We start from the raw sequence: 21,683 nt of genomic DNA, 5'->3' as shown, positions 1-21,683 counted from the left end.
GCCGGGCCGGTCAGGCGACCCAGAGGCCGAGGGCGTCGGCGACCAGGGCGGGGCGCTCCTGGCCCTCGATCTCCACGGTGTGCGAGACGGTCAGCAGCGTGCCCTTGGGGGTCTCCTTGACCTCCGAGAGCACGGCGGTGTCGCGGATCCGCGAGTCGACCGTGACCGGCTGGAGGAAGCGGACCTTGTTGAGGCCGTAGTTGACGGTCATGGCCGGCCGCTTGGTGACGGTCAGCAGCTGCGGTGAGAAGAACGCCAGCATGGACAGCGACAGGTAGCCGTGGGCGATCGTCGTCCCGAAGGGGCCGGCGGCGGCCTTCTCGCGGTCGATGTGGATCCACTGGTGGTCGCCGGTGGCGTCGGCGAAGGTGTCGATACGGGTCTGGTCGATGCTGATCCAGTCGGTGGGGCCGAGGGTCTCGCCCTGGGCCGCGGTCAGTTCCTGGATGTCGGCGAATACGCGCACGATGTCTCCGTTCGTCGGGTCCGGGCTGGGGGCCGGACGGTGCCGCCACTCTACCTAACACTGTTCGGTTTGCGTGGTCCCGGGGCCCCGTCCGCACGTCCGCGGACATGCGGCAGCGCCCGCAGGGCGGTCTCGTGCGGTCCCGGGGCCGCGGGGGCGGGTGTGGGCGGCGGGGTGGCCCGCCCCGCGGGCTGGGGGCTGTGGCGGCGGCGGGCAGGCGTGCACACGCGGCGCGCATCGAACGGCGGGTGCGCGTCGTGCGGTCAGCGCTCCTGGGCGCGTCGCCCGCGGGTGCGCCGGGTGGGGAGTTCGCGCAGTCCGTCGGCGTCCACGACCACCGCGCGGGCCGTGTGGTCGGCCACCGCGGCGCGGTCGACGCCGTGCCCCAGGCCGCTCTCCGTCAGCGGCACCGGGACCACGCCCTCGTGCGCGCGCACCGGGGGGACGACCAGGTCCCGGCCGCGGCTTCCGGCCCCGGGCACCTCGACCGGCAGCGAGGCCCCGGCCAGCGACGCCAGCGCCACGGTGGCCGCGCGGCCGACGCCGGTCCGGGCCGACGACCCGCACCAGACGGTCCAGCCCGCGTCGACCGCCCGGTCCACGGCGCGGCGGGCCTCCGTCAGGCCGCCCAGGCGTGCCGGGTCCACGTTCACGGCGCTTCCGGCCTCGGCGCGGACGGCCGCGCCCAGGTCGGCCACGGACGTCAGCGACCGGTGCAGTGCCACCGGGGTGCGCAGTTCGCCCGCCAGGCGGGCGTAGGCGGCCAGGTCGTCGGGGTCGAAGGGGTCCTCGATCGCCAGCAGGCCCATGCCGTCGAGCGCGCGCAGGGAGTCCAGGTCGGCGGCCGACTCGGTGTACCGGCCGCCCGCGTCCGCCTGCAGCACGAGGAAGGGGAAGCTGCCCTGGACCGCGCGGACCACGTCGGCGTCCCAACCCGGTTCGATCTCCAGGCGGATCCGCCGGAACCCCGCGCCGACCTGCCGGTTCACCTCCGTGACGACGGACTCCAACGTCACCTGGCGGGCCAGGGTCACCCCGGCGGTCAGCGCGGTGCGCTCGCCGCCCAGGGCGTGGGCCAGCGGCGTGCCCCGCTGGCGGCTCCACAGGTCCCAGCAGGCGGTGTCCAGGGCACCGGCCACGGCCGGGTCCCAGGGCAGGTCCGCCCAGGCCTCACCGGCCTCGGTGGGGCGCAGCCAGGCGTGGTCGAGCAGCGCGGGAGCGAAGGACGTGGTGAGGGCCTCCCACCGCGCGGGGCCGGCCCAGGGGATCTCGCCCCAGCCGCTGACACCCTCGCCGTCGGCCACGCGCACCAGGGCCGGGCCGCCGCCGGCGCCCCGGCCGGCGGCCGAGTCCCGCAGGCCGATCAGCTCCAGCTCGACGATGCGTGTGGCCGTCGCCGATCCAGTATGTGGTGCCACGCTGTCCCACCTCGGTGTCTGCGGTGTCCCGGACCTCGGCCGGACGTGCGTCCGCGGCGCGGGCTGTCCCTTCGACGGTACCCGCGCCGGACCGGGCCGACCACCCCGCCGGTGCGGCGAACACCACCCGGAAGCCCCGGTCGGAGCCGAAACGCGGGGCAAGCGTGGCACGGTCCGGGGCTCGCGCCGGTTCCCGTCGGTGTCAGGGGGTGTCGGAGATGCCCTGGAGTCCCCGCACGGCGCGGGCGTAGGAGTCGGGCTCGACGTCGGCCATGAGCAGGCGCTGCAGCACGAACCCCGGCATCAGACCGAACAGCGCGTGGGCCACGAGCTCGGCGTCCTCGGCGGGGTCGAGGCGGCCGACGGCCTGCGTCGCGCGGACCAGCTCGGCGAAGCGGCTGCGCATCCGGCGGTAGCGGGCGCTCACCAGGTCGCGGACGGGGTCGTCGCGCATGGCCTCGGCCCACACCGCGACCGCCACACGGGTGAGGTCGCCCTGCTCGCCCCGCTCCATGCCGGTGATCGTGGTGGTGATGTGCTCGATCATCTCGGACAGGGTCGGCAGGGGGTCGGTCTCCAGGAGTTCCCCGATGGTCCGGTCGGCCAGCGCGGTCGCCTTGTCGGCGATGGCGACGATCAGGTCCTCCTTGTTGCGGAAGTACCCGTAGACGGCCCCGGCCGACATCCCGGACTCGCGGATCACGTCGGCCATGGTCGTCTTGTGGAAGCCCTGCGCGGACACGCACCTCATGGCGGCGTGCACGATCTGCAGGCGGCGCTCCTCGCGGCGTTCGTCGGAGATCTTCGGCATGGCGCCACTGTAGGACGAGTCCTCGTTTCCGGGACCGCGGCGAGGGACGGGGGCGCGGGTCCCGTCGGCCGCCGGGCGCGGAACCGGCGCCCGCGCTACCGCGACGGCCGGAGGGACCGCCCCCGCTGGGCGGTCCCTCCGGCTCGCGCTTCCGTCCGGCCCGAACCCGGACCGGTACGGGATCAGCTCTGCGCCAGGACCTCGTCCAGCGGCACGTGCTTGAGACCGTGCGCCTCGGCCACCGGGGCGTAGACCACGGCGCCGTCGAAGGTGTTCAGGCCCCCGGCCAGCGCGGCGTCGTCGCGCAGCGCCTGGCGCCAGCCCTTCTCCGCCAGGGCCACCGTGTAGCGCAGGGTGTCCTTGGTGAGCGCGTGCGTGGAGGTGTTCGGCACGGCGCCGGGCATGTTGGCCACGCAGTAGAACACCGTGTCGTGCACCCGGAAGGTCGGGTCGTCGTGTGTCGTGGGACGGGAGTCCTCGAAGCAGCCGCCCTGGTCGATGGCGATGTCGACCAGCACCGCGCCCGGGCGCATCCGGGAGACGAGCTCGTTGGAGACCAGCTTGGGCGCCTTGGCCCCGGGCACCAGGACGGCGCCGATCACCATGTCCGACTCCAGGACCGACAGCTCCAGCTCGAAGGCGTTGGACACCACGGTCTTGACCTGGCCGCGGTAGAGCTCGTCGACGTGCCGCAGCTTGTTGACGTTGAGGTCGAGCACGGTCACGTCGGCGCCCATGCCCACCGCGATCTGCGTCGCGTTCAGGCCGGACACACCGGCGCCGATCACGGTGACGCGCGCCGGGCGCACGCCCGGGACGCCGCCCATCAGCACGCCGCGCCCGCCGTTGGGGCGCTGGAGGGTCACCGAGCCCACCTGCGGGGCGAGCCGGCCGGCGACCTCGGACATCGGGGCCAGCAGCGGGAGCCCGCCGTCGGGCAGCTGCACGGTCTCGTAGGCGATGCCGGTCACGCGGCGGTCCAGGAGGGCGTCGGTGCACTCGCGGGACGCGGCCAGGTGCAGGTAGGTGAAGAGGGTCTGCCCCTCGCGCATGCGGTGGTACTCCGCGGGGATCGGCTCCTTGACCTTGAGGATCAGGTCACCGGCGGCCCACACCTCGTCCGCGGTGTCGAGGATGGTCGCCCCGGCGGTCGTGTACTCCTCGTCGGTGATGGAGGAGCCGACGCCGGCGTCACGTTCGACGAAGACCTCGTGGCCGCGACCGACGAGCTCGTGGACTCCCGCCGGGGTGATGGCCACCCGGTACTCGTGGTTCTTGATCTCGCGGGGGACGCCGATGCGCACTGTTCCTCCAACTGGTATCTCCGTTGATACCCCCACTGTGACCTGGGAAGCCACCGTGGCGCTATCGCCAACATGCAAAGCCGTCAGCAACCTTGTTGACAGCGTGTAAGCGGGTCGTGTGGGGTGTGACACGGGTGCCACGCGGTTCGAGCGGGTTCAGGCGGTGATGTCCGAATCCCGGGGCGGGCGGCGGCCCATCACCCAGACGGGACCCACCGCGCCCGTCAGTTCCCTACCCGCGTACGGGCTCGGATCATCCGCCGGGACGGTCCGGCCGCGCAGGTGGTCGAAGGCCACCAGGTCGGCGTCGCAGCCCACCGCGATCCGGCCCTTGCCGGTCAGCCCGACCAGGTCGGCCGGGGCCCGCGACGCCCACCGCGCCAGGTCGGCCAGGCCCAGTCCGCGCCGCACCGCCGCCGTCCACAGCGCCGGAAGGTTCCAGTCCAGGGTGTGGATCCCGTTGGCGGGCAGGTGCCCGGACCCGACCGTGCTGATCGCCGAGTCCCCCGACAGCAGAGCGCTCCACAGCGCCTTGCGGTTGGCGTCCGAGCGCACCGGCGGCCGACACGCGTGCGCGGGGGAGCCGGGCGGGAGCGCCTCGGCGGGCAGGCACAGGTAGTGCGCGCAGGTCTGCGCGGACAGCGCCACTCCGATCGACTCCGCCGCCGCCAGCAGGGCGGCGCACTCGGCCGCGGAGAAGGGGCCCACGTGCGTGCGCGTGCCCACCGCCCGCGCCGCCGCGATCACCCGTTCCAGCCCGCGCCGCTCGGCCCGGGGCGGGCGCTGCTCCGCCGACACGGCCGGGGTGCCCAGCTCGTCGGCGTCCTCGGCGTGCACCAGCAGCACCGAGTCCAGCGCCGCGATCTCGGCCATCGACTTGCGCAGCCGCGCGTCGCTCAGCGCGGCCATGTCGGGAGCGCCCCCGTCCGAGAGCGACCCCCGGAAGGCCACCGCGCCGGCCGCCTGGAGGTCGGCCAGGTCCAGCGGTCCGGTCCCGCGGGTCACCCCGCCCAGGAAGTACACCGACACCGGCGTGCCGGCCGCCGCCCGCTGGTGGACGTGCAGGGCGTCGGCGCACGTGATGGCGGGCCGCGCGGGCGCGGGGGAGGCCACCACACTGGTCACTCCGCCGCGTAGTGCCGACCGGCCCACGCGCCGGTAGGCCTCGGCCAGGTCCTGGCCCGGCACCTGGACCCCGGTGTCGAGGTCGACCGCGCCCGGCAGGAGGGCCACGGCCCCCAGGTCGGTCTCCCGCGCGGCGGACAGGGGCGCGTCGTAGGCGCCCACGGCCTCGATCCGGCCGTCCCGGACCGCCACGCTCGCGGGCCGCACCCCGTCCGGTGCGACCACACGCGTGGAACGGACCACAATGTCGAACTCGGTCATCTCGATTGGCTCCAACGCTCGCGTCGAGAAGCAGGGCCGGGGTACCGCGGGAAGCGCCGCGTCCGGACGTCGGGTGCGAGAAGGAGACGGGAGGGGCGCTGTCCCGGCTCGGACACCGAGCGTATCGCGCAAAGCCCGGCCACACGGGGGAAACGTCACTTCCCGCGGCGCGGATCGGTACCGCGGCCCCCGGTCGGCCCTCCGGGGCGCCCGCGCGGGGAGCGACCCGGGTCCGACGCCCGCGGACCACCGTCTAACCTGGGCTCCGGTGTTCCTCCGCGCGAGGCCCCCGCCGGAACGGAGCTGGCCAGCGGCGGGTGGACCGGGGACGCCGTCCAGCACCGGACCGACCTCGACGACGGAGTGGCGAGTGGCTCCTCCCGCACAGAACACGACTTCCTCCCCGCAGGAACGCGACGAAGCGCCCGGCACCGGTCGCGTACCGGTGATCGCGGGTGCCGCCGCGGCCCTGTGTCTGGGAGCGCTCGTCCTGACCCTGATCCTGGGCGGAGCGGCCTTCCCCGTCCTCATCCCCGGACTGCCGGACGCGGGGCAGGCGGTGCGCTGGGGCCTGCCGCTGTCCAAGGTCGTCATGGACGCCTCCGCCGTCCTGGCCGTCGGACTGCTGCTGCTCGCCGCGGTCCTGCTCCCCTCCGAGCGCGGACGGCTGAGCGAACAGGCCACCGAGTACGTGCGCGGGGCCACCTGGGCGGCGCTCGCCTGGGCCGTGGCCGCGGTGTTCACGATGTACTTCCAGGCCTCGGAGTTCCTGGCGCGGCCCTTCGGCGGGGTGAGCGTCGACGAGGTCACCGCCTACGCAGGATCGGTCTCCACCGGCATCGCGCTGATGTTCGTCGTCCTCATCACCACCGGGATCGCCCTGTTCGGCCGCACGGTCGTCACGGCCACCGGGGCCCTGTGGCTGCTCGCCCTCGGCCTGATCGCCGTCACCCCGCCCGGGCTGACCGGGCACTCGGCCTCCTCCGGCTCGCACGAGCTGGCCGTGACCGGACTGGCCCTGCACGTCATCGCGATCACGGTGTGGGTCGGCGGGCTCGCCGCGGTCACCTACCACGCCGTGCGGCGCGACGGACAGAATTCGGCCGTCGCGGTCGCCCGGTTCAGCCGGATGGCCCTGTGGGCCTACGCCGGTGTGGCAGTCAGCGGCGCGGCCAGCGCCGTGGCGCGGCTCGCCGCACCGGCCGACCTGATCGCCACCGAGTACGGGCTCATCATCCTCGTCAAGGTCGTGCTGTTCGCGATCCTGGGCGCGTTCGGCTACCTGCACCGCGAGTACGCGCTGCGGCGGATCGAGGACGCGCCGCCCGGGAAGGAGGGGCGCTCGTTCCGACGCGGCGCGTTCCTGCGGATCGCGGCCGTGGAGATCCTGGTGATGGCCGTCGTGATCGGTGTGTCCGTCGGCCTGGGGCGCACCGCTCCGCCGCCGCCCCTGGAGGGCACGGTCGACCCGGCCGCCGCGATCCTGGGCTTCCCCGTCCCGCCGCCCATGAGCCTGGAGACGCTGCTGACGCTGTGGCGCCCGGACCTGTTCTTCATCATGCTGGTGGTGGTCGGGGGCGGGCTCTACGCCGCGGGCGTGGCCCGGCTCCTGCGGCGCGGCGACTCCTGGCCGGTCGGACGCACGGTCGCCTGGGTGCTGGGCCTGCTCACGATCGTGGCCGTGCAGCTGACCGGGTTCGCGACCTACTCCATGGTGCTGTTCTCCACGCACATGATCCAGCACATGGTGCTGTCGATGCTCGTGCCGATCCTGCTGGTGATGGGCGCGCCCGTCACCCTGGCCCTGCGCGCGCTCAAGCCCGCCAGGCGGCGCGGCGACCGGGGCCCGCGCGAGTGGCTGAACCTGTTCCTCAACAGCCGCTTCTCCAAGGTCGTGACGCACCCGGCGGTCGCCACCCCGCTGTTCGTGATCAGCCCGTACGCGCTGTACTTCACGCCGCTGTTCGCGAACCTGATGAACGACCACCTCGGCCACCTGTTCATGGGCGTGCACTTCCTGCTCGCCGGGTTCCTCTTCTACTGGATCATCGTGGGCGTGGACCCGGCCCCGCGGAAGGTCCCCTTCCTGCTGCGGATCCTGTTGCTACTGGTGGCGATGGGCTTCCACGCCTTCTTCGGCATCACGATCATGATGCAGTCCGCGCCGATCGCCATGGAGTTCTACGACCAGTTCGACGTGCCGTGGCTGGAGGGCCAGGCCGAGGACCAGTACGAGGGCGGCGGGATCGCGTGGGCCCTCGGCGAGATCCCGACGGTGCTGGTCATGCTCGCGCTCGTCGTGCAGTGGTCGCGCGACGACGAGAAGGAGGAGCGCCGCCGCGAGCGCCACAGCCGCCGCGGCGGGTCCGACGACGCCGACATGGACGACTACAACGCCTACCTGGCCGAGCTGGACCGCCGCTCGCGGGGGCTCCCGGCGACGGACGAGGGCACGGCCGCGGACGCGAACGACTGAGCCGGGCGGGGGTTCGCCCGCCGGGTTCGGGCCTCGGGCCCCGGGTGCCTCTCGTGCCAGAGGAGCCCCTCGCGTCTCACGACCGTCGCCCCGCGCGTACGGAAGGGGCGGGAGAGCGCATGGCCGAAGGGGTGTGAACCGCCTTCGCCACGGACGGACGGAGGGGGCCGGTCCGCCGGGTGGCGGACCGGCCCCCGGGGTCGGGGTCCCGCTCAGACCGCCAGCGCGGCCACTCCGGCGCCCAGCAGGCCGAGCACGAGGCAGAAGACCAGGCCCAGGGCCAGGACCGGCAGTGACGGCGTGAGCCCGGCGGGAAGGGCGCTTCCGGTCGCCGTGGCCTGACGGCGGGCGATGACGGGCAGCAGCGCCACGTTCACGGCGTAGACCACCGCCACCACGCAGCTCGCGACGGCGAAGGCCGTCCAGAAGCCCCGGCCACCGGCCAGGGTGTTCGCCGCGGCCAGCGAGGGCAGCGCGACGAGCAGGACCACCGAGGCGACCCCGAACGCCACCCGCACCGGGGGCGTCACCCCGCGGGCGCTCCCGGAGAGCACGAGGAGAAGACCGATGAGGGCGGCCATCATGATGGCGCCCACGATTCCGAACACGGCGATGTTGACCAGCGAATTCACGCTGGTCATTCTCCCACCGCCCCGGCGCGCCCCCGACCCGGGTCGGCCGAAGCCCCCCGCACCCCGCCCGGTCGTCTAGCTCCCCCACCCGGCGTTGGTCCCACCCACCCGGGGTTGCTCTCCGCCACCAGGGGGGTCGAAGGTGAGCGGTCCCACCTACCGGAACCACAGGGGGTTGATCCGGGCCAAAGCAGGAAGGACCGCGCCGGAGGCGTCCGTTGAGGGTGGTGGCGGGCGACGGTGCGGGCACGAGCGGCGGCCCAAAGAAAGCACAGGTGTGAGGGGCGCGCTGGTGCCTGCGGGAGGGGTCTCTGCCGCCAGCGAGCCAGGAATGGGGCTGCGGCCGAAGGCCGTCCGTTGAGGGTCGTGGCGGGCGACGGGCGAGCCAGGCAGTAGCGACGACGAAGACCCCAGCGTGAGAAGGCCCCAGCGTGAGGCGCCCCGAACACACCCCCTCACCCGACATGCTCCAGACGCGAGCCGGAGGCGCCCTTGACCACTCTGAGCCGGGTGGTCACCCGCTGGCGCAGGTCCGCGACGTGACTCACCACGCCCACGGCCCGACCGCCGTCGCGCAGCCGGTCCAGCACGTCCAGGACCTCCTCCAGGGTGTCCTCGTCCAGCGTGCCGAACCCCTCGTCCACGAACAGGGTGTCGATGTCGGTCCCGCCCGCCTCGGCCGAGGCGACGTCGCCCAGGCCGAGCGCGAGCGCCAGCGAGCTGAAGAAGGTCTCGCCGCCCGACAGCGTCGCCGGGTCGCGCTCCACCCCGGTCCAGGCGTCCACGACCCGCATGCCGAGTCCGCCCGCCGAACGGGCGCGGCCGTCCCCGGCCGCCTTGTCCACCGTGTACCGCAGCTCGTACCGGCCGTCCGACATGGTCAGCAACCGGTCGTTGGCGGCGGCCACGACCTGTTCCAACCGCGCGGCCAGCACGTAGGCGGACAGCCGCACGCTGTCGGTGTTGTCCGCCGACGTGCCCGCCGCCAGGCCGCGCAGCCCCTCGGCCACCGCGTACCGGCGCAGGACCGGCTCGCAGCCCGCCAGACTCGCCACCAGTTCCCCGCGCAGCGCGGCGAGCCGGTCAGCCCGCTCCCGGAGCATGCTCCGCCAGGCCACCGCGCGGTCCGCCGCGGCGGCGGCGTGCCCGGCCGCCGCCTCCATCGCGGCCAGGTCCGGGACGGGGACCGCGTCGGCGGCGGCCAGCTCCGGATCGGCCAGGACCGCCTCGGCGGCGGCCACCCCGTCGTCATGGGCCCGGGCCCGCTCGCGCAGCTCCCGCCGCCGCGGCTCCTCCAGGGCGGCCTCCCGCACCTGGAACTCGTCGTCGAAGCCGGACGCGGCGCGGCGGTGCTCGGCGTCCGCGGCGGCTGCGCGCAGTTCCTCCGCGGCCAGGTCGCGGGTGTTGACGGCCTCGGTCGCCGCGTGCAGCAGGTCGGCCTCCTCGGAGAGCCGTACGATGCGCTCCTCCAGCCCGGGATCGTCGCCGCGGGCCCGGTCGAGCAGCGCGGTGAGCCGTTCGTGCTCCCGGCCCGCGTTCTCACGGTGGGCCCGCACCTCCGACTCCTCCCGCGCCAGGTCGGCCTCACGGGCGCGGCCCCGCTCCAGCTCGGTGGTGAGCTGGTCCAGCGCCTCCTCCAGCCGCTGCGCCTCCCCGGCGGCGGCACGCGCCTCGTCCAGAGCGGTGCGCAGGTCCCGGGCCTCCTCCCGGGCGGCCGGGACGGTGCGCCCCTCGGCGCGCTCGGCGGCGGCCGTGCGGCGCTCGCGCAGCGCCACGACCGCGGACTCGGCCTCCGAGCGGGCCGTCCACGCCCGGTCGGCGGCGGTGTGCGCGGCCTTCTCCTCCTCCGCGGTCACCAGGCCGCCCTGGGAGGGGAGGGCCGGACGGGGGTGGTGCTCGGAGCCGCAGACCGCGCAGGGCTCGCCGTCGACCAGCCCGGCGGCCAGCTCGGCCGACATCTGGGTGATCCGCCGCTCGCGCAGGTCCAGGGCGCGGTCGCGGGCGTTCTGCGCCGCGTCCACGGCCGCCCGGTGGCGCTCCTCGGCCGCCGCCAGGTCCGCGCCCAGCCGCTCGTGCTCGACGGCCGCCGTCCGGCGCCGCTCGGCGGCGGCCAGCGCGGTCTCGGCCGCCTCCGCCTGGCCGCCCAGTTCGCGCGCCCGGCGCAGTTCGCCGGTGACCCGTTCGATCCGCGCGGGCAGGTCGGCCAGGCGGGCACGGACCTGCGCCAGGTCGCCCTCGATACCGGCCAGCCGCCCGGTGAAGCGGGTGATGGCCTGCCCCAGCGACGTTCGACGCTCGGCGTCGCCGCGCATCAGGTCCAACCGGGCGAGCTCGTCGCGCCTGCGCTGCTCGGCGGCGCGCAGCAGGGCCTGCGGGCGTCCGCGCCCGGCCGGGCCCCCGTCGATCGGCTCGACCCCCGTGTTCGAGCCGGTGCCCGCCCTCGAACCGACACCCGTGCCCCGGGGGAGACCCGCGCCCGGGCCGCCGGCCGGGCTGTCGCCTGCTCCCGTGCCCGCGTCCGCTCCCGGATCGGTGCCCGCTCCCGCTCCCGCCGCCGCGCCGACGTCGGCGCCGATGCCGGGGCCGACGTCCTCCAGCCCCGCGACCAGGGACACCTGGTCGGCCACCGCGATCTCGGCCTTGTCGAGTTCGGTGCGCCGGTGGTCGCGGGCCCGCAGGAACGGCAGAACGGCCTCGGCGCGCTCGGCCTCGGCCAGTCGGACGTCGATCCGGGCCCGCTCCCGCGCGTCCCCGGCCAACCGGGCGCGCCGCTCCCGGGCCGCGGCCAGCCGCTCCTGGCGCGACCGGATCTCGCGGCCCTCGGTCAGGGCGCGCTGGGCCGACGCGCGCGCCTCGGTGAACCCGGAGGCCACGGCGTCGGCGTCGGCGGCGGTCGCGCCGGTGACGCAGGCGAGCTCGGCCGCCCAGGCCGACAGCTCCTCCGGCAGGTCGGGCGCGGGGGAGCGGCCGACCTCGGCGATCCGTCCGGCGACGGACCGCACCCGGTCGTTGGCGGTCTCCACCTCGCGGCGCAGCCGGTTGGCGTGCCCCTTGAACCAGTCCTCGACGTCCCGGAACACGCGGGTGTTGAAGATCCGCTCCAGGGACTCGCGGCGCTCGTCGGACTTCGCGCGCAGGAACCGGGCGAAGTCGCCCTGGGGCAGCATGGCGATCTGGCAGAACTGGTCGATGGTCAGGCCGACGAGGTCGCCGATGAACTGCCCGGCCTCGTCCGGCCGGGTGGTGACGCCCTCCCAGCGGCCGTTCACGCGCTCGCTCACGACCACCTTGGCGTTCTCCGTGATGGTGCCGGTGCCGCGCTTCTTCGGCCGCTCCCAGCGGGGGCGGCGCTCGATGCGCACGCGGCGCCCCCGGACGGTGCACTCCAGGGTCACCTCGGGGATCCGGTCCAGTGGCGCGTGGTCGCTCTTGGGGGAGCGGTCCTTGCCGCGCGCCCCGGGCAGGGAGCCGTAGAGCGCGAAGCACACGGCGTCCAGCACGGAGGTCTTGCCCGCGCCGGTGGGGCCGTGGATGAGGAAGAGGCCGCCCGCGCCGAGCCGGTCGAAGTCGACGCGCTCGGTGTCCGCGAACGGCCCGAACGCCCGCATGGTGAGCGTGTGCAGCCGCATCAGCGCGTCCCCTCCTGGAGCCGGACCTGTTCGATCGCCGCGTTCACCAGTGCTTCCTCCTCGGGTGTGGCGGGGGTGCCGCGCGCCCACTCGACGAAGTCGGCGATCACCTCGCGCTCGCTGCGGTCGGCGACCGGCGAGGTCACCGCGCGGGAGCGTTCGGCGCCGCCCTCGGGGTCGAACTCCAGCAGCAGCGCGTGCGGGAAGCGCTCGCGCAGCCGGTCCATGGGGTGGGCGGGGCGACGGGGGTCGGTGAGGGTGATCTGCAGCCAGTGCCCGGTGTAGGCCTCCCACTCGGGCCGGGTGAGCAGGTCCTCGATCCGTCCCCGGATCCGGGCGAGCGGCCGCGGGACGGGCGCGGGCAGGAATGCGCACCCGGCCAGGCCGTCGGCGTCCAGGTCGACGATCCAGTAGCCCTTGACGTGGTGCTCCTCGGAGAAGGAGTAGGCCAGGGGGCTGCCGGGGTAGCGCACGGACGGGGTGATGGTCTGGCGGCCGTGCAGGTGGCCCAGGGCGACGTAGTCCACCCCGTCGTAGACCGCGGCCGACACGTGCGAGGCGCCGCCCACCGAGATGTCGCGTTCGCTGTCGGAGGGCTCGCCGCCGCTGACGAAGGCGTGCGAGAGCACCACCGAGCGGGTGCCGGGACGCTCGGCCAGGTCGGCGCGGACCAGGTCCATGGCGTGCCCGAGGGCGGCGGAGTGCCCGCGCTCGGGCAGGTCCCAGTGGTGCCGGGCGATCTCCGGTTCCAGGTAGGGGATGCCGTAGAAGGCGACGGGTCCGTGCGCGTCCTCGACCACGACGGGTGTGCCGACCCCGTCCAGCGAGCTGCGCAGGTGCACGCCGGAGGCGTCGATGAGCCCGGTGGCGAACGACATCCGGGTCATGGAGTCGTGGTTGCCGCTGATGAGGACGGCGCGGGCGCCGGTGGCGCGGATCCGGCCGAGCGCGTGGTCGAACAGCCGGACGGCGTCCACCGGCGGCAGCGCGCGGTCGTAGAGGTCGCCGGAGACGACCACCACGTCGATCCGCTGGTCGGCGATGGTGTCGACGAGGTGGTCGAGGAAGACGGCCTGGGCGTCGATGAGGTTCTCCCGGTGGAAGGAGCGACCCAGGTGCCAGTCCGAGGTGTGCAGCAGGCGCATGGAACTGGACACTACCCAAGTGGCGCGCGGCGGGTGGCGGATTCCCGCGCCTGTGGACGACCGCTTGGGGCCGGCCGCCGGTGGCCGACCGTTCGCGGACGAGCGCTCGTGGACGACCGCCGGCGGACGGCTCCGGTGCCCCCGCGGCGCCTCAGTTCTTGCGGGCCAGGGTCAGGCCGTCGCCGATCGGGAGCAGGACCTGGGTGACGCGGTCGTCGGCGACCAGGTGGTCGTTGAAGTCGCGGATCCCCTGGACGGCCTCGGCCGTGACGCTGCGCTCCACCACGCGCCCGTGCGAGAGCGTGTTGTCGGCCAGCAGGAGGCCGCCCGGGCGCATCCGCGGCACCAGTTCCTCCCAGTAGCCGATGTAGCCGGTCTTGTCGGCGTCCACGAAGGCCAGGTCGAAGCGGGGTTCGCGCGGCAGCGCGCGCAGGGTGTCCAGGGCGGGGCCGATCCTGAGCGTGATCTTGTGGTCGACTCCGGCGCGCTGCCAGTAGCGGCGGGCGACCGAGGTCCACTCGTCGCTGACGTCGCAGGCCAGCAGGGTACCGTCGTCGGGGATGCCGCGCGCCAGGCAGAGGGAGGAGTATCCGGTGAAGGTACCGACCTCCACGACGTCGCGGGCCCCGGACGCCTGGGCCAGGAGTGTGGTGAAGACGCCCTGTTCGGGGCCGATCTGCATGCCCTTGTAGTCCGGGAAGAGCCGCTCGGTCTCCGCCACCAGGTCCGCGAGGACGTCGTCGACGGGCGTGGTGTGGGCGACGATGTAGGAGTGCAGTTCCGGGCTGAGGTTCTCCGAGGTTCGAGTCACGGGGACCAGCCTAGGGCGTGTCCGGGGGCGCCGCCCGTCGCGGGCGGTGCGTCCAGTGGTGCTCTGGCCAGGCCGAAGGAGGAGTCGGCCCGGGGCCGGCCGTCGACTGACGAGGACGCCGTGGGAGTGCCGCGGGGGCGACGCGCGGCAGGGCGGGTATCCGCCGGACGCACCCGAGGGACGGGGCTCAGTACTCCGGGAGCAGGGCCGACCAGTCGAAGAGGTAGACGGAGAACAGCACGACCCCGATGGTCAGCAGCGGGGTGACCACCTTCTGCTCGACCGGGCCGTCGGTCTTGAACCCCTTGTTCTGCCCGATGCGCTTCTTCCAGAAGGGCCAGAACATCGGCACGCCCATCTTCGTGATCATGTCGCCGAAGAAGTGCAGCACCACGCCGAAGGCCACCGCCGCGCCCAGCCAGGTGTAGTTGAGCTCGGACGAGTACAGCGCGAGGGTGATCGCGCCGGTCGCCATGGCGTTGATGATGCCCGACGCCGCCTTGTTCTTGTCCAGGCCGAAGCCGAGGCCCTGGAGTGCGATGCCGATGAGCAGGAACACGAAGATCTGCACGGCCAGCTCCGACCACAGGGCCAGCAGCGTGACCACCACGCCCATCAGTGCCGCGAAGAAGAACGAGTGCGTTCCCATGCGGTGGCCGCCGAAGGCCCAACTGAAGATGTCGCTGAGCACCTCGGTGACCTTGCCGTAGGTCTTGGTGATCGTGGCGCTCTTGTGGTCGAGGTCGGGCAGCAGGGCGGCCCCCGCGCACACGAGCGAGCCGGCGATGATCTCGCCGGGACCCAGGTCGAAACTGAGCCCGAGGAATTCCTGGCCCTGAACGAGCGGAACGACCGCCATCCAGCCGACCACGCCAGTCAGTGCGTGCGAGTGCCCCATCATGGCGGGAACCGTAGCGGAGTATCGCAACAGCCGCGAATCGGGCCCGGTTTCGGGCGGACACTTCGGACACTTCGCGCACACGAAACACGGCCGTCGCGGACCGGGGACGCGAATGTGTTGCGATGTCACGGACCCTGGCGTAGATCATTGACCTTAATCGCGTTCCGTTGGTAAACAACCAACCACCCCCAGGTGGTTCGCCACCAGCCCACGATCCTGACAGGGGCCGACCATGTCGATCCACCCCGCCCGTCGCCCTTCACCACGCCCCGCCGGCGGCCCCCGGCCGCGGCGGGTCCGCGCCGGCGCCCCGGCCCGGCGCGCGACCGCCGCGGGGGCCGCGCTGCTCCTCCTCGGCGCGACCGGCCCCGGCCCGGCCGCCGCCGAGGACGCCGGTGCCGACACCATGACGATCGCCGTCTCCCAGCAGGTCGACTCCTTCAACCCCTTCACCGCGCAGCTGGCCGTGACGACCAACATCCTGCGCCACGTCTACGACTCGCTGGTGACCGTCGACCCCGAGACCAACGAGCCCGCGCCGGCCCTGGCCGAGGAGTGGGAGTCCAGCGACGACGGCCTCACCTGGACCTTCCACCTGCGCGACGGCGTCGCCTTCACCGACGACGAGCCCCTCACCGCCGACGACGTCGTGTGGACGTTCACCACCATCATGGAGAACGAGGCGGCGGCGATCGCCTCGGGCAACTACGTCGCCGGATTCGAGTCCGTCACCGCCGAGGACGACCACACCGTCGTCGTCGAACTCGACGAGCCCCAGGCCACCATGGCCTCGCTCGACGTGCCCATCGTCCCCCGCCACGTCTGGGAGCCGATCCTGGAGGAGGAGGGCGACGCCTTCGCCGAGTACGCCAACGAGGCCTTCCCCCTCGTCGGCAGCGGCCCCTTCGTCCTCACCGAGCACGACCGGGGCCGGCACATCACCCTGGAGGCCAACCCCGACCACTGGCGCGGCGGCCCCGCGCTGGACCGCGTCGTCCTGCGCTACTACTCGGAGAAGGACGCCGCGGTCGAGGCGCTGCGCAGCGGCGAGGTGTCCTTCGTCTACGAACTCACCGACGCGCAGGCCACCTCCCTGGAGGGCACCGACGACATCGCGGTCAACATCGCCGAGGGCAAGCGGTTCCAGGCCTTCACCGTCAACCCCGGGGCCGAGACACAGGACGGCGAGGCGTTCGGCGACGGCCACCCCGCCCTGTCCGACCGCACCCTGCGCCAGGCCATCGCCATGGCGATCGACAACGAGGAGATCGTCGAGAAGGCCCACAACGGGCAGGCCGTCGCCGCGGGCGGCTACGTCCCGCCCCGCTACGAGGACTTCCACTGGTCGCCCGAGGGCGGGGAGGCGACCCTGGCCTTCGACCCCGACGCCGCCAACGCGATGCTCGACGGGGCCGGCTACGAGCCGGGCGAGGACGGCGTGCGCGTCTCACCCGACGGCGACCGCCTGGCCCTGCGGCTGCACGCCCACGCCGACCGGCCCGACAACGTGCAGGCGGCCCTGATCATCGTCGAGAGACTCGCCGACATCGGGATCGAGGTCGAGAACAACACCGTCGACCCCGGCGTGCTCAGCGACGCCCTGCACGCGGGCGAGTACGACCTGATCTTCACCGGGTGGACGGTCAACCCCGACCCCGACTACGTGTTCAGCATCCACACCTGCGGCGCGCTGCCCGACGAACCCGGGACGATGCAGGGCGACGCCTACTTCTGCGACGAGGAGTACGACGCGCTCTACGAGGCCCAACTGGCGGAGTACGACCGCGCCGCGCGCGTCGAACTCGTGCACGAACTCCAGGAGGTCCTCTACACCGAGGCCGTCGTGAACGTCCTGGCCTACCCCAACATCCTGGAGGCCTACCGCACCGACCACGTCACCGGCCTCCAGGTCCAGCCCGACCCGGGCGGCAACATCTGGGGCCAGGACGGCTACTGGGCCTGGTGGTCGGCCGAACCCGCGGCCGCGGGCGAGGCGGCCGCCCCGCCCGGTGCCTCGACCGGGGTCCTGTGGGCCGTCGGCGGCGGTGCGGCACTCCTGGTGGCCGTCGGCGCCGTGGTCCTGCTCGTGCGGCGCGCGACCGCAGGGGACCGCGAGTGACCGGCGCTCCCACCACGTCCGACCGCCCCGCCGGGACCGGGGCGCCAGGCGCACGCGCCCCGGCGGGACCCGCTGGGACCGGACACCTGGCGCGGGTGCTGGTCTACGTGGCCGGGCGCCTGGCGACCGCGGCCTTCTCCCTGGCGGCGGTGGTGGCCGCCGCCTTCTTCCTCTTCCGGATCCTGCCCGGCGACCCCGTGCGGGCCATGACCGAGGGACGCGAGGTCAGCGCGCGGCAGCGGGAGGAGCTGCGCCGCCAGTTCGGCCTGGACCGGTCGCTGGCGGAGCAGTTCCTCGACTACGCCTCCGGCCTGCTGCGCCTGGACCTCGGCATGTCCTTCCAGTACCGCGAACCGGTGGCCGAGCTCATCCTCGACCGCCTGGGCCCCACCCTGCTGCTGGCCGGGACGGGCACGGTCGTCGCCGCCGCCCTGGGCCTGTTCCTGGGGGCCCGCTCCGGGTGGCGGCCCGGCGGGACCGGCGACCGCGTCCACACGGCCGTCGCCCTGTTCTTCTGGTCGGTCCCCACCTTCTGGCTGGGCCTGCTGCTCATCGTGGTGCTGGCCTCGGGGCGGGGGTTCGTCCCCGCCCTCCTCCCGGCCGGCGGCATGGTCGACCCCGACACCACCGGCCCGTGGGAGACCGCGCTGAGCGTCGCCCGGCACATGGTCCTGCCGGTGGCCACGATGGTCGCGGTCGTCTACGCCCAGTACCTGATGATCATGCGCTCCTCGCTCATGGACGAGAAGGGGGCCGACTACCTCACGACCGCCCGGGCCAAGGGGCTGCGCGACGCCCTCGTGCGCCGCAGGCACGCCGTGCCCAACGCCCTGCTGCCCACGGTCACCCTCGTCTTCCTCAACCTCGGACAGGTGGTCTCCGGAGTGATCCTGGTGGAGACGGTGTTCTCCTGGCCCGGACTGGGCCAGCTCTTCTACTCCGGGCTGCGCGTGCCCGACCTCGGGCTGGTCCAGGGGCTGTTCGTGGTGTTCGCGGCCTCGGTGATCCTGATGAACCTGCTGGCCGACCTGGTGTACCCGCTGCTCGACCCGCGGGTGCGGCCGTGAGCGCGCCCGCCGCCGCGGCGGCCTCCCCCCGGGCGCTCGCCGGGCAGCGCCGCCGCCGGGCCCTGCGCCGCTTCGCCCGCGACTACGCCCGCCACGGCGCCGGACTGGTCGGCCTGGCCGCGCTGGTGGCCATCACCGGCATCGCCCTGGCCGCGCCGTGGTTCGTCGACCCCGCGCACCTGACGATCACGGGGGCGCCGGGCGAGCCCTACGAACCGCCGAGCAGGGCCTTCCCGCTGGGCACCGACAACTTCGGCCGCTCCGTGCTGGACCTGGTCGTGTGGGGCTCGCGCGTCTCGCTCACGGTGGGGTTCCTGGCGACCGCCGTCTCCGTGTCCCTGGGGACCCTGGTCGGCGTGACCGCCGGGCACTTCGGCTCCGCCGGCGGCGTGTTCGGCCGGATCACCGCGTCGGTGCTCATGCGCGTCACCGACTGGTTCCTGGTCCTGCCCACCCTGGTCCTGGCCGTCGCCCTGGCGGCCGTGCTGCCCCGGGGCACGGCCACGATCGTCGTGGCCATCGGCCTCACGGTCTGGCCGCCCACCGCCCGACTCGTGCGCGCCCAGACCCTGGCCGTGGAGGCCAGGCCCTTCGTCGAACGGGCCCGCGCGCTGGGCGGCGGCCACGCCCACGTGATGGCCTGGCACGTGCTGCCCAACGTGATGCCGGTCGTGCTGGCCCAGACGACCCTGCTCGTGGCGACGTCCATCATCGCCGAGTCCACGCTGGCGTTCCTGGGCATGGGCGATCCCGCGACGATCTCCTGGGGCGGCGTCCTGGAGGCCGCGCGCACCGCCGGGGCGGTCAGCGCGGGCATCTGGTGGTACATGGTGCCGCCGGGGCTGGCGATCGCCGTCGTGGCACTGTCCTTCACCCTGTGCGGCCGCGCGCTGGAAGCCGTCCTCAACCCGCGGGAGGCACGTTGACCGCCCTGCTCGACGTCCACGACCTGCACGTGACCTACCGCTCCGGCGCGGGGGCGGTCCCCGCCGTCCGGGGCGTGGACGTGGCACTGGACGCGGGGGAGGTCCTGGGCCTGGCGGGGGAGTCGGGCAGCGGCAAGTCCACGGTCGCCCTGGCCCTGCTGCGCCTGCTGCCCTCCGGCACGCGGATCACGGGTCGGATCCTCCTGGAGGGCGAGGACGTGCTGGACATGCGCTGGGGGCGGCTGCGCGCGGTGCGGTGGGCGGGCGCCTCCCTGGTCTTCCAGGGCGCCATGCACTCGCTCAACCCGGTCCGGCGGATCGGCGACCAGATCGCCGAGCCGATGCTGCTGCACCGCACCGCGCCGGCGGCACGGGTGCCCGCGCGCGTGGCCGAACTCCTGGACCAGGTGGGCCTGCCGCCCTCGCGCGCCCGCGACCACCCCCACCAGCTCTCGGGCGGGCAGCGCCAGCGGGTGATGATCGCCATGGCGCTGGCGTGCGAGCCGCGTCTGGTCATCGCCGACGAGGCCACCACGGCCCTGGACGTGATGATCCAGGCGCAGATCCTGGCCCTGCTGCGCGGACTGATCGCCGACCACGGCATCGGGATGCTCATGATCAGCCACGACCTGTCCGTCCTCGCCGACACCTGCGACCGGGTCGCCGTCATGTACGGGGGACGGATCGTGGAGCGCGGACCCGCCCGCGAGGTCGTCCACGCGCCGGTCCACCCCTACGCCGCCGCGCTCAGTGCCGCCTTCCCCCGGATCGGCGACCCGGCCTCGCGCCTGGCGCCGCGCGGGCTCCCCGGCGATCCGCCCGATCCGTCGGAGCCCGCGCGCGGCTGCGTGTTCCGGCCGCGCTGCGCCGTGGCCGAGGCGGTGTGCGCCACCGTCGACCCGCCGCTGTGGCCGGTGGACCCCGACACCGAGGGGCACTCCGACCGGCACGCGGCGTGCGTTCACGTCGGCCCAACCCGTCGCCCGCCAACGCCCCGGGGCCGCTCGGCGGAGGGGGAGGGGCTACCGCCCTCAACGGACGCCTTCGGCGCGGTTCCCTTCGACTGTCGCCCGCCAACGCCCCGGGGCCGCTCCGCGGAGGGGAAGGGGCTACCGCCCTCAACGGACGCCTTCGGCGCGGTTTCCTTCGACCGTCGCCCGCCATCGCCCCGGGGCCGCTCGGCGGAGGGGGAGGGGCTACCGCCCTCAACGGACGCCTTCGGCGCGGTTCCCTTCGACCGTCGCCCGCCATCGCCCCGGGGCCGCTCGGCGGAGGGGGAGGGGCTACCGCCCTCAACGGACGCCTCCGGCGCGGTTCCCTTCGACCGTCGCCCGCCATCGCCCCGGGGCCGCTCGGCGGAGGGGGAGGGGCTGCCGCCCTCAACGGACGCCTTCGGCGCGGATCCCTTCCACCACCACTCGCCGAACAGGGAGGGGGAGTCCTCGTGACCTCCACCGCCTCAGGAAACGGCTCGTTGAACACCACCGACGACCCTGCCCCCGCCGTGGCCGCCCCCGCCCGCGCGGCCGGAGCCGCCGTGCCCGTGCTCAGTGCCCGGCGCGTGGCGGTCGCCTTCTCCTCCGGAACCGGGCTCGCCGGCGGCTCCGGGACCGCACGGGCGGTCGACGGCGTCGACCTCGACGTGGGGTCCGGGGAGATCGTCGCCCTGGTGGGGGAGTCGGGGTGCGGCAAGACCACGCTCGCCCGGCTGCTGCTGGGACTGGAGCGGCCGACCGCCGGGCGGGTCCTCTTCGAGGGGACGCCCCTGCGCTACCGCTCGCGGGACCTGCGCGCCTTCCGGCGCCGGGTGCAACTCGTCCAGCAGGACCCCGCCGGCTCGCTCAACCCCCGCCGCACCGTCTACGAGTCCGTGGCCGAGGGGCTGCGCGTCCACGAGGGCACCACGGCCGACGAGTCCGACCGGGTGGGCCGGGCGCTGTCGCGGGCGGGCCTGCGCCCGCCCGAACGGTTCCTGGCCGCCTACCCGCACGAGCTGTCCGGCGGGCAACGCCAGCGGGTGGTGATCGCGGGCGCGCTCGTCCTGGAGCCCGAGGTCCTGGTGGCCGACGAACCCGTCGCCTCCCTGGACGCGTCGGTGCGCGGCGAGATCCTGCGTCTGCTGCTGGAGCTGCGCGCCGACCTGGGGCTCTCGGCCCTGGTCGCCACGCACGACCTCGGCCTGGCCTGGAACATCGCCGACCGGGTCGCCGTGATGTACCTGGGCCGGGTCGTGGAGACCGGCCCGGTCGAGGAGGTCCTGGCCGCGCCCGCCCACCCCTACACCCGCGCCCTGCTGTCGGTCCTGCCGGACTCGGGGAGCGCGCCCGTGGTCCTGGCGGGGGAGCCGCCGGACCCCAAGCGCGTGCCTCCCGGCTGCCGGTTCCACCCGCGCTGCCCGGTCCTGGCCTCGGGTGCGGCCGAGCACGCCGGGGTGGCCGACCGCTGCCGCACCGAGGATCCCGGCGTGCTGGAGGAGGCGCCGGACGCGTCCGCGCGCCGGTCGGCCTGCCACTGGGTCGCGGCCGGCGCGGGTGGCCGGATCCGGCCACCGGACCACGGAGACCGGAAGCACTAGCCCCCGGGCCGTGTTGC

Annotated in this window: 15 protein-coding genes and 1 pseudogene; 6 read left to right on the top strand and 10 right to left on the bottom strand. The window is 74.4% G+C overall.

What is annotated here, in order from left to right; genetic code table 11:
- Positions 1–10: 10 nt before the first annotated feature.
- From ADL05_RS00825 to ADL05_RS00805, 5 genes are all read right to left on the bottom strand, one after another.
- Positions 11–466, bottom strand: a complete 456-nt coding sequence (locus tag ADL05_RS00825; protein WP_197285635.1) for a MaoC family dehydratase — start codon at positions 464–466, stop codon at positions 11–13.
- A gap of 263 nt (positions 467–729) precedes the next feature.
- Positions 730–1,884, bottom strand: a complete 1,155-nt coding sequence (locus tag ADL05_RS00820) for an enolase C-terminal domain-like protein (protein ID WP_053614871.1) — start codon at positions 1,882–1,884, stop codon at positions 730–732.
- 202 nt (positions 1,885–2,086) lie between these two features.
- Complete coding sequence (locus tag ADL05_RS00815) at positions 2,087–2,695, bottom strand: TetR/AcrR family transcriptional regulator (RefSeq protein WP_053614870.1); 609 nt, start codon at positions 2,693–2,695, stop codon at positions 2,087–2,089.
- A 182-nt stretch (positions 2,696–2,877) separates the two neighbouring features.
- Positions 2,878–3,999 (bottom strand): alanine dehydrogenase, encoded by a 1,122-nt coding sequence (ald, locus tag ADL05_RS00810; RefSeq protein ID WP_053614869.1) that lies wholly within the window; start codon positions 3,997–3,999, stop codon positions 2,878–2,880.
- A 156-nt stretch (positions 4,000–4,155) separates the two neighbouring features.
- Complete coding sequence (locus ADL05_RS00805; protein WP_053614868.1) at positions 4,156–5,385, bottom strand: amidohydrolase family protein; 1,230 nt, start codon at positions 5,383–5,385, stop codon at positions 4,156–4,158.
- A gap of 370 nt (positions 5,386–5,755) precedes the next feature.
- Here ADL05_RS00805 and ADL05_RS00800 point away from each other — a divergent pair, with 370 nt between their 5' ends.
- Entirely contained in the window at positions 5,756–7,861 is a 2,106-nt protein-coding gene (locus tag ADL05_RS00800) for a cytochrome c oxidase assembly protein (RefSeq protein WP_053614867.1), read from the top strand.
- A gap of 212 nt (positions 7,862–8,073) precedes the next feature.
- Here the strand turns inward: ADL05_RS00800 and ADL05_RS00795 are convergent, their stop codons facing one another.
- The 5 genes from ADL05_RS00795 to ADL05_RS00775 all read right to left on the bottom strand — a co-directional run bounded on the left by ADL05_RS00795 (position 8,074) and on the right by ADL05_RS00775 (position 14,979).
- Positions 8,074–8,502: a hypothetical protein gene (locus tag ADL05_RS00795; protein ID WP_053614866.1), complete on the bottom strand. Its 429-nt coding sequence runs from the start codon at positions 8,500–8,502 to the stop codon at positions 8,074–8,076.
- Between the two features lie 446 nt (positions 8,503–8,948).
- The gene (locus ADL05_RS00790; protein ID WP_053614865.1) at positions 8,949–12,122 is read right to left on the bottom strand and encodes an AAA family ATPase; all 3,174 of its coding nucleotides are present in this window, start codon (positions 12,120–12,122) and stop codon (positions 8,949–8,951) included.
- Positions 12,122–13,267 carry an exonuclease SbcCD subunit D gene (locus ADL05_RS00785; RefSeq protein ID WP_053615042.1) on the bottom strand — a complete coding sequence of 382 codons (1,146 nt, stop codon included), beginning with the start codon at positions 13,265–13,267 and terminating at the stop codon, positions 12,122–12,124. The genes ADL05_RS00790 and ADL05_RS00785 overlap by 1 nt, the downstream gene beginning before the upstream one ends.
- Before the next feature lie 151 nt (positions 13,268–13,418).
- Positions 13,419–14,078: an O-methyltransferase gene (locus ADL05_RS00780; protein WP_053614864.1), complete on the bottom strand. Its 660-nt coding sequence runs from the start codon at positions 14,076–14,078 to the stop codon at positions 13,419–13,421.
- A gap of 187 nt (positions 14,079–14,265) precedes the next feature.
- Positions 14,266–14,979 (bottom strand): metal-dependent hydrolase, encoded by a 714-nt coding sequence (locus ADL05_RS00775; protein ID WP_082376003.1) that lies wholly within the window; start codon positions 14,977–14,979, stop codon positions 14,266–14,268.
- Between the two features lie 232 nt (positions 14,980–15,211).
- Here ADL05_RS00775 and ADL05_RS00770 point away from each other — a divergent pair, with 232 nt between their 5' ends.
- The 5 genes and pseudogenes from ADL05_RS00770 to ADL05_RS00750 all read left to right on the top strand — a co-directional run bounded on the left by ADL05_RS00770 (position 15,212) and on the right by ADL05_RS00750 (position 21,666).
- The gene (locus ADL05_RS00770) at positions 15,212–17,098 is read left to right on the top strand and encodes an ABC transporter substrate-binding protein (RefSeq protein ID WP_082376002.1); all 1,887 of its coding nucleotides are present in this window, start codon (positions 15,212–15,214) and stop codon (positions 17,096–17,098) included.
- Positions 17,095–18,165, top strand: a complete 1,071-nt coding sequence (locus ADL05_RS00765) for an ABC transporter permease (protein WP_053614863.1) — start codon at positions 17,095–17,097, stop codon at positions 18,163–18,165. Before ADL05_RS00770 ends, ADL05_RS00765 begins: the two co-directional genes overlap by 4 nt.
- Positions 18,162–19,091, top strand: a complete 930-nt coding sequence (locus ADL05_RS00760) for an ABC transporter permease (RefSeq protein ID WP_053614862.1) — start codon at positions 18,162–18,164, stop codon at positions 19,089–19,091. The genes ADL05_RS00765 and ADL05_RS00760 overlap by 4 nt, the downstream gene beginning before the upstream one ends.
- Positions 19,088–20,092 (top strand): annotated as a pseudogene (locus tag ADL05_RS00755) (ABC transporter ATP-binding protein); the annotation flags it as partial. The gene ADL05_RS00760 and the pseudogene ADL05_RS00755, both read left to right, overlap by 4 nt.
- 503 nt (positions 20,093–20,595) lie before the next feature.
- Positions 20,596–21,666 carry an ABC transporter ATP-binding protein gene (locus tag ADL05_RS00750; protein ID WP_053615039.1) on the top strand — a complete coding sequence of 357 codons (1,071 nt, stop codon included), beginning with the start codon at positions 20,596–20,598 and terminating at the stop codon, positions 21,664–21,666.
- The last annotated feature ends 17 nt before the right edge of the window (positions 21,667–21,683 follow it).

The organism is Nocardiopsis sp. NRRL B-16309, assembly GCF_001279585.1.
Lineage (GTDB): Bacteria > Actinomycetota > Actinomycetes > Streptosporangiales > Streptosporangiaceae > Nocardiopsis.
The sequence above is the reverse complement of the archived record's forward strand: the minus strand, read 5'-3'. Positions and strand labels throughout refer to the sequence as shown.